The organism is Sphingosinicella terrae, assembly GCF_003347635.1.
Lineage (GTDB): Bacteria > Pseudomonadota > Alphaproteobacteria > Sphingomonadales > Sphingomonadaceae > Allosphingosinicella > Allosphingosinicella terrae.
In genome coordinates this window covers 1-7,560 of the sequence record NZ_QDFY01000027.1, presented here as the reverse complement: position 1 = coordinate 7,560, position 7,560 = coordinate 1, and the positions used below count along the sequence as shown (strand labels likewise).

General features: G+C 66.4%; 6 protein-coding genes and 1 tRNA gene. 3 read left to right on the top strand and 4 right to left on the bottom strand.

Going from position 1 to position 7,560, the window contains the following annotated elements; all coding sequences use genetic code 11:
• Together DDE10_RS22950 and DDE10_RS22945 are read left to right on the top strand one after the other, a co-directional pair.
• Window positions 1-411 (top strand): cobalamin-dependent protein (locus DDE10_RS22950; protein WP_284734843.1); only part of this gene is annotated, 411 nt, incomplete at its 5' end.
• Window positions 411-2,420 carry an acetyl-CoA carboxylase biotin carboxylase subunit gene (locus DDE10_RS22945; protein ID WP_114955142.1) on the top strand — a complete coding sequence of 670 codons (2,010 nt, stop codon included), beginning with the start codon at window positions 411-413 and terminating at the stop codon, window positions 2,418-2,420. The genes DDE10_RS22950 and DDE10_RS22945, both read left to right, overlap by 1 nt.
• A gap of 103 nt (window positions 2,421-2,523) precedes the next feature.
• On the opposite strand, the gene DDE10_RS22940 is transcribed toward DDE10_RS22945, so the two are convergent.
• Entirely contained in the window at window positions 2,524-4,527 is a 2,004-nt protein-coding gene (locus DDE10_RS22940; RefSeq protein WP_114955143.1) for a conjugal transfer protein TraG, read from the bottom strand.
• Window positions 4,528-4,648: 121 nt separating this feature from the next.
• Here DDE10_RS22940 and DDE10_RS23660 point away from each other — a divergent pair.
• Window positions 4,649-4,720, top strand: a tRNA-Arg gene (locus DDE10_RS23660).
• A gap of 312 nt (window positions 4,721-5,032) precedes the next feature.
• Here the strand turns inward: DDE10_RS23660 and DDE10_RS22935 are convergent.
• From DDE10_RS22935 to DDE10_RS22925, 3 genes are all read right to left on the bottom strand, one after another.
• On the bottom strand, window positions 5,033-6,022 hold the full coding sequence (locus tag DDE10_RS22935) for a zinc-dependent alcohol dehydrogenase family protein (RefSeq protein ID WP_114955141.1): 990 nt from the start codon (window positions 6,020-6,022) through the stop codon (window positions 5,033-5,035).
• Window positions 6,023-6,092: 70 nt separating this feature from the next.
• Window positions 6,093-6,839, bottom strand: a complete 747-nt coding sequence (locus DDE10_RS22930; RefSeq protein ID WP_284734842.1) for an NADPH-dependent F420 reductase — start codon at window positions 6,837-6,839, stop codon at window positions 6,093-6,095.
• Window positions 6,840-6,864: 25 nt separating this feature from the next.
• Complete coding sequence (locus tag DDE10_RS22925; RefSeq protein WP_114955139.1) at window positions 6,865-7,296, bottom strand: MarR family winged helix-turn-helix transcriptional regulator; 432 nt, start codon at window positions 7,294-7,296, stop codon at window positions 6,865-6,867.
• Window positions 7,297-7,560 lie beyond the last annotated feature (264 nt).

Genomic DNA, 7,560 nt, shown 5'->3' with positions numbered 1-7,560 from the left:
CCGCGGCTGCTCGTCGCCAAGATGGGCCAGGACGGCCATGATCGCGGCGCCAACCTCGTCGCCTCGGCCTTCGCCGACCTCGGGTTCGAGGTGGTTCCGGGACCGCTCTTCCAGACGCCGCAGGAAACGGCGAAGCTGGCGATCGACACGGGCGTCGACATGGTCGGCGCCTCGAGCCTCGCAGCCGGTCACAAGACGCTGGTGCCCGAGCTGATCGGCCACCTGCGCGAGATGGGCAGGGCCGACATCAAGGTCGTGGTCGGCGGCGTCATTCCGGCGCAGGATTACGACATGCTGCGCGAGGCAGGCGTCCAGGCGATCTTCGGGCCGGGGACCAACCTCGTCGAGGCGGCCGGCGAGGTCCTGAAGCTGCTCGGACACAATATGCCGCCCGCCGGAGCCGACCACTGATGTTCAAGAAGATCCTGATCGCCAATCGCGGCGAGATCGCCTGCCGGGTCATTCGCACTGCGCGCAGGATGGGCATTGCCACGGTGGCGGTCTATTCCGACGCCGACGCGCGGGCGCCGCATGTCGCGATGGCGGACGAAACCGTCCGGCTGGGGCCGGCACCGGCGTCGGAATCCTATCTCGACCCCGAGCTCATCCTCGACGCCTGCCGGGCCACGGGGGCCGATGCGGTCCATCCCGGCTACGGCTTCCTTTCCGAGCGGGAGAGCTTCGCGCGCGCCCTTGCCGAGGCGGGGATCGCCTTCATCGGCCCGCCGCCGGAAGCGATCGCCGCGATGGGCGACAAGATCCAGTCGAAGAAGCTGGCCAAGGAGGCGGGCGTCAACGTCGTGCCCGGCTATCTCGGCGAGATCGCGAACACCGACGAGGCGGTGAGGATCGCTTCGGAGATCGGCTTTCCGGTGATGATGAAGGCTTCTGCGGGCGGCGGCGGCAAGGGCATGCGCCTCGCCTGGTCCGAGCAGGATGTCCGCGAGGGCTTCGAGGCGACCAAGCGCGAGGGTCTCGCCTCGTTCGGCGACGACCGCGTCTTCATCGAGAAGTTCATCGAGAGCCCCCGCCACATCGAGATCCAGGTGCTCGGCGACCGTCATGGCCATGTCGTCTATCTCGGCGAACGCGAATGCTCGGTCCAGCGCCGCCACCAGAAGGTGGTCGAGGAAGCCCCTTCGCCCTTCGTCACGGCGAAGATGCGCCGGGCGATGGGCGAGCAGGCGGTCGCGCTCGCCAAGGCGGTCGGCTATTACAGCGCCGGCACGGTCGAGCTCATCGTCAGCGGCTCGGACCCGACCGGCGAGAGCTTCTACTTCCTGGAGATGAACACCCGGCTCCAGGTCGAGCATCCGGTCACCGAGATGGTGACCGGTCTCGACCTCGTCGAGCAGATGATCAGGGTCGCCACCGGCGAGCCGCTCGGATTTGGCCAGGATGACGTCACCCTCACCGGCTGGTCGGTCGAGAACCGGGTCTATGCCGAGGATCCCTATCGCGGTTTCCTGCCCTCGACCGGGCGGCTGGTCCGCTATCGGCCGCCGCCGACAAGCGACAAGGTCCGGGTCGACGACGGCGTCGTCGAGGGCGGCGAGGTGTCGATGTTCTACGACCCGATGATCGCCAAGCTGGTCACCTATGGCGACACGCGCGAGGAGGCGATCGACCGCCAGATCGAGGCGCTCGACGCCTTCCTGATCGACGGCATCGGCCACAATGTCGATTTTCTCTCCGCCCTGATGCAGCATCCCCGCTTCCGTGAAGGCGCGCTCACCACCGGCTTCATCGCCGAGGAATATCCCGAAGGCTTTGCCGGCGCGCCGGCAGACGCCGACCTCGTCCTCGACCTCGCCATCGTCGCCGCTCTGGCAGGCTATGAGACGGACCGCCGCAGCTGCGCGATATCGGGCCAGCTGAGCGGCCCGGTGCCGGCGCCGGAGCTGCGCGTCGTGCGCATCGCCGGCGCGGAGCATCGGGTCCGCTTCGGCCCCTATGAAGGGGGCTGCCTCGCTTATGTCGACGAAGGCGAGGCGCACGACGTGATCGGCCTATGGCGGCCCGGGCAGCTGCGCTTCCGCGGCTCGATCGACGGCCGGGTTCGCACCGTCGCCATCGCCCGCCAGGGCCGCAAGTGGCGGCTAACGACGCGCGGCGCCTCCCACGTCGCCGAGGTCCTGCCCGAGCATGTCGCCCTCCTCAGCCGGCACATGATCGAGAAGGTGCCGCCGGACCTCTCCAGGTTCCTCATCTGCCCGATGCCGGGCCTCCTCACGGCCCTCAATGTCCGTGAAGGTGAGCATGTCGAGGCGGGACAGCCGCTCGCCGTCGTCGAGGCGATGAAGATGGAGAATATCCTTCGGGCGGAGAAAGCCGGCACCGTCCGCAAGGTGAATGCCAAGCCCGGCGAAAGCCTTGCCGTCGACGCCGTCATCCTCGAGTTCGAACATCAGGGGCCGTGACGGAAAGTGAGCCTTTGGCGGCTACGCTCCCGATGGCGCAAATTTGGGGTAGCGGACGCGGCGGCGCTCATGACCACGCCTCACGGAGCCCGTCATCGCCCCCTCAGAAGCTCGGCATCAGGTCGTCGCCGGGACCCGATCCCTGATTGACGGCATGGGCGGCGAGGACCGGCGCCAGCGGCGCGCTTGTGGTCACGGCGAGCATGGCATCGCCGTCCTCCTCCGCCGCAGACAGCAGGTCGAGCTGCTCGGGCACGGGCGCTTTGCGGCGGCGCGTCGGGAGAGCGGGCCGGCGCGCCTGCTCGAGGCCGCCCTCGCTTGTCCAGCCAGCCGCCCTTTCCAGTCGCGCGTCTGGAGAGCGAACGGCGCCATGCCAGTCGTGCGGCCGCGGCGCGGGCGCATCGACATAGCCGCCGTCGGCAAGGACCGGCGCCGGCAGCACCCGCGCGGTGAAGTTGCGATCCGCGTAATAACGGAGCTTCTGCGCCCGCACCGGCGGCAGGCCGGACACCAGCACCAGCGCCTCGGCCGGCGACAGCTGCATCACCTCGCCCGGGGTCAGCAGCGGCCGCGAGGTCTCCTGCCGGCTGACCATGACATGGGCGAGCCAGGGCGCGAGCCGGTGGCCGGCGTAGTTGCGCATCGCCCGCTGCTCGGTCGCCGTGCCGAGCGCGTCGGAGATGCGCCTGGCGGTGCGCTCGTCGTTCGACGCGAACGCGATCCGCACATGGCAATTGTCGAGGATCGCATTGTTCTCGCCATAGGCCTTGACGATCTGGTTCAAGGACTGGGCGATCAGGAAGACGCGAACGCCGTAGCCGGCCATGAAGGCCAAAGCGGTCTCGAAGAAGTCCAGCCGGCCCAGCGCCGGGAACTCGTCGAGCATCATCAGCAGCCGGCGGCGGCGCCCTGAATCGTCGAGCCGCTCGGTCAGCCGCCGGCCGATCTGGTTCAGCACCAGCCGGACGAGCGGCTTAGTGCGCGAGAGGTCCGAGGGCGGCACCACCAAATAGAGCGACACCGGCCGCTCGGCCTCGACGAGATCGGCAATGCGCCAGTCGCAGGCCGAGGTGACCGCCGCGACGGTCGGATCCCGGTAGAGCCCGAGGAAGGACAGCGCCGTCGACAGCACGCCGGAGCGCTCGTTGTCCGACTTGTTGAGGAGCTCGCGCGCCGCCGAGGCGACCACCGGATGGACCTGCGGCGCCTCGTCGGTGCCGAGATGGTTGGTGGTCATCATCGCCCGCAGCGTCGCGGCGAAGCTCCGTCCGGGGTCGGACAGGAAGGAGGCGACCCGGGCGAGCGTCTTCTCCTCCTCGGCATAGAGCACATGCAGGATCGCGCCGACCAGCAGCGCGTGGCTCGTCTTGTCCCAATGGTTGCGCCGCTCGAGCGCCCCTTCCGGGTCGACCAGGATGTCGGCGATGTTCTGGACGTCGCGCACCTCATCGGCGCCGCGCCGGACCTCGAGCAGGGGATTGTAGCGCGCCGACGAGGAACTGGTGGGGTCGAACAGCAGGCAGTGCGAGAATCTCGAGCGCCAGCCGGCGGTCAGCTGCCAGTTCTCGCCCTTGATGTCGTGGATGACGGATGAGCCGGTCCATGACAACAAGGTCGGCACGACCAGGCCGACGCCCTTGCCGCTGCGGGTCGGCGCGAACGCCAGGACATGCTCGGGACCGTCGTGGCGCAGATAGGCGCCGCCGACCGATCCCAGAATGACGCCCGCGTCGCCGAACAGCCCCGCCCGACGGATCTCGCCTTCCGTCGCCCAGCGGGCGGAGCCGTAGGTGGTGACGCGCCCCGCCTGTCGCGCCCGCCAGAGCGAGCCCACGACGGCAGCGGCGCAGCCGAGAAAGCCGCTCGCCCCGGCGAGCGTGCCCGCCTTGTCGAAGACCTCGGGGGCATAGGCCTCATAATGGTACCACCAGCGAAACAGCGCCCAGGGCCGGTAGAGCGGGAGCTCGCCGAGCCGGAACCAGGGCGGGCCCAGCTCGGGCTGATAGCCCAGCATCGCCGCCGCCCACTGGGTGGCCGCCCAGAGACCGAGTAGCACGATCGCGAACACGATCAAGATCTGGCCGATCAGCAGCTTGGTGGGCGTCATGCCGAACTCCCCTGCCGGCGATGCGCCGACAAGGGCCGAGAGATCGGCCATAAGCCCGGGTCGGCGGGATTCCCTCTCGGGCGCAGCCATCGTCGCTTCGACGATTCTCACGCAGGGCGAAGCGGCACGCAGAAGCGAGCGCACGAGCCTTCTAAGCTTGGGGTCGCAGGTTCGAATCCTGCCGGGCGCGCCAGTTTTCCCCCACTTTTCTGTTACCTAAATCTGCGTCAGGTAACGCATAGGTAACAAGCGCGCGGGAAAAGGTGACATCTCGCGGCACCGTCGGACGAGCCGTGTGACTTGGCGGTAGCTTGTGGCCTGGAGCGGCCTGTCTGCTTTCGCGACAGGAGCAAGCAATAGCGGACGCAAGGCCACCTGAATCAGGCAGTCTCCACCGTGAAGCGCGTTCAGGGCCAGCCTTCGCTCCGGCTGGAGGGGACGCGCTGCCTGGACAGCCTGGATGGCTCGCCATCCAGGCTGTCTCCTCTGTCAGACGCTAGGCCACTCACACGTTGACGACGATCTTGCCGATCTGTTCGTTCGATTCCAAGTAGCGGTGCGCCTCCTGGATCTCCTCCAGCTTAAAGACCCTGGACACCACCGGCTTGAGTTGGCCCGAGCGCAAGCCCTCGCTGATGAAGTCCTTGGCGCGCTGAAGGAGAACGTCGTCGGCGATGATCTCGTTGTACAAATAGCCCTTCAGGGTCAGCGATTTGCCGAGCACCGTGAATAGGGGGAACGGCGTCGGCTCGGTGCTGAGCGCGCCGTACTCCAGCAGGATGCCGCCGCGCGCCATGCTCTGGGTCAGCGGCTCGAAGGACGGGCCGCCGACCGGGTCAAGCACGACGCGGGCACCCTGGCCGCCGGTTATCTCCATCACGCGGGCCACGAGATCCTCTTCCTGGGTGGCGACCACATGGTGGGCACCCGCCTCCAGCAGCGCCTGCTTCTTCACGCTGGTCCGCGTCGTCGCGATGACGGTGGCGCCCACCATGCGGGCGATCTGGAAGGCCGCTAGGCCCACGCTGCTGGACGCCGCCGTGACGATGACGAAATCTCCGCTCGTCAGCTTGGCCTGCTCGATCAGGGCGCCCCACGCCGTAACGTACTGCATCCAGGAGGCGGCGGCCTCCTCGAAGCTCAAGTTTAGCGGGTGCTTGACCAAACTGCGGGCCGGAACATTGGCCACCTCACCATAGGTGCCCCAGCGGGCAATGTCGTCAGGCGGGATGAGGCTGACTGCATCACCCAGTTCGAAGCCGGTCACGGCGTCACCGACCGCCTGGACCACGCCGGACGCCTCGTAGCCGAGGCGGCTCGGGAACACGGCTTCCTGAAGGTAGGCATGATTGCGAAACATCACCTCGGCGCGGTTCAGCCCAATGCTGCGTACGGCGATCTGGACCTCGTCGGCGGCGGGAGGCGGAACCTCGATGTCCTCGATTTTCAGGACGCTGGCGTCGCCGTACTCATGAATGCGAACTACTTTGGTCATATCTGTTCCTTCAGAAAGATGTCGTGGGCTGCCGTCGGGGTCATCCCGGGCGTCGGGTCAGCCCCGGATTTCACATGTTGATCGCGCGGACCGGGCGAACGCCCCAGTCGGCGTCGGGGTTGGTGGTGCCATCGCCGAGGCGTTCCTGCATCACCGCGACACCCAGGTCGCGACGCTTCGGCAGGCGTTCCTTCTCGACGGCTGCGAGTGCCGGGCCCATCTCTTCTCGTGTGAGATCGGTGCAGTAAGCTGGAGCGCCGGGCTGCTGGTGCCACGAGTCAGCAAGTGATCCCGCATCGAAACCATCGAAGCCGCTGTCGTTGACGAGCGCGAGAGCAACCTCGCGATCCTTCTCACGATCGGCAGCTACGGGAATGGCGATACGGTCGGCGGTCCCGACCGGCGCGGCCTTGTGCGCGAGAGAAGCGGATCCGATCGCGTTCCATGCCTTGGCGATCGGTCGGCCGAGCTGCTCGACGACCCAGAGGCTTTCGACCTGGCCAGCTTCGATTGCTTCGATCTTGCCGTCGCGGAACGGATAGTAGTTCGACGTATCGATTACGACCGTTTCTTCAGGAAGCTTGGCAATCAAGGGCGCAACGCCCGGAATGCGGCCGAGAGGAATGGAGAGGATGACCACTTCGGCGTCAGCCAGCGCCTCTTCGGTGATCACCGCTCGGGCGCCAAAGGCGAGCACGTCCTGCTCAATGGTGTGAGGACCGCGCGAGTTCGCCACTTTCACGCTATGGCCGGCTTGAGCCAGTCTTTGCGCGAGCGTCTTGCCGATATGGCCAACGCCGAGAATTCCGATCTTCATGTGTGTAGTTCCTTGTTTTGAAAGTCTATTCGCTTGCAGGCTGAGCCAGCGCTTCGAGCGTGCGCCGCAGGTCATCCACGCCCTCGTCGGTAAGCCGACACGCTGATTTGATTTTCTTCGTGATCCCCCGCACCTCTGCCTCCATGCCGCGTCCCTCCGATGTAAGGTCCACGATCACGCGGCGCTCATCCTTCGGATCGCGTCTGCGGGTGACGAGGCCAGCAGCTTCCAGCCGCTTCACGAGCGGCGTTATGGTGCCGGTGTCCATATCCAGGCGACTACCCAACGAGCCCACCGAAACTGGGGCGCCATCCAGCAGCTCGAGTACCACTAGATATTGTGGGAACGTCAGCCCGAGCGGCTCGAGGAAAGGCTTGTGCATGCGAACCATGCGGTTCGCCGCCCCGTAAAGAGCGAACGACAGCTGTGTTCCGAGGCTTTGTTGATCTGCTGACATCTCTAGTCCACTATTCCCTAGTGCGCTAGTTAGTTATCCATCGCTGAGGTTCAAGGGTGCGAGCTTAAGCATCTAAGGTCGCACTCCGTCGCCAGCTCGATGGGACATGAAGCCTCTTGCGCATTGCGCTCCGAGCTCATACTTCAATGATTGAAGTCGCTAGGGTTGAGAGAGAATGAAGCCGAAATCCTTCGCCGGTATGCGCTGCTCGATTGCAGGGGCGCTCGAACTGATTGGAGATCGCTGGGCGCTGCTTGTCATCAG

Bases quoted from the DNA above. Each gene is read 5' to 3' on its own strand.
- DDE10_RS22945 (WP_114955142.1), top strand. From the start codon at position 411: ATGTTCAAGAAGATCCTGATCGCCAATCGCGGCGAGATCGCCTGCCGG.
- DDE10_RS22940 (WP_114955143.1), bottom strand. From the start codon at position 4,527: ATGACGCCCACCAAGCTGCTGATCGGCCAGATCTTGATCGTGTTCGCG.
- DDE10_RS22935 (WP_114955141.1), bottom strand. From the start codon at position 6,022: ATGACCAAAGTAGTTCGCATTCATGAGTACGGCGACGCCAGCGTCCTG.
- DDE10_RS22930 (WP_284734842.1), bottom strand. From the start codon at position 6,839: ATGAAGATCGGAATTCTCGGCGTTGGCCATATCGGCAAGACGCTCGCG.
- DDE10_RS22925 (WP_114955139.1), bottom strand. From the start codon at position 7,296: ATGTCAGCAGATCAACAAAGCCTCGGAACACAGCTGTCGTTCGCTCTT.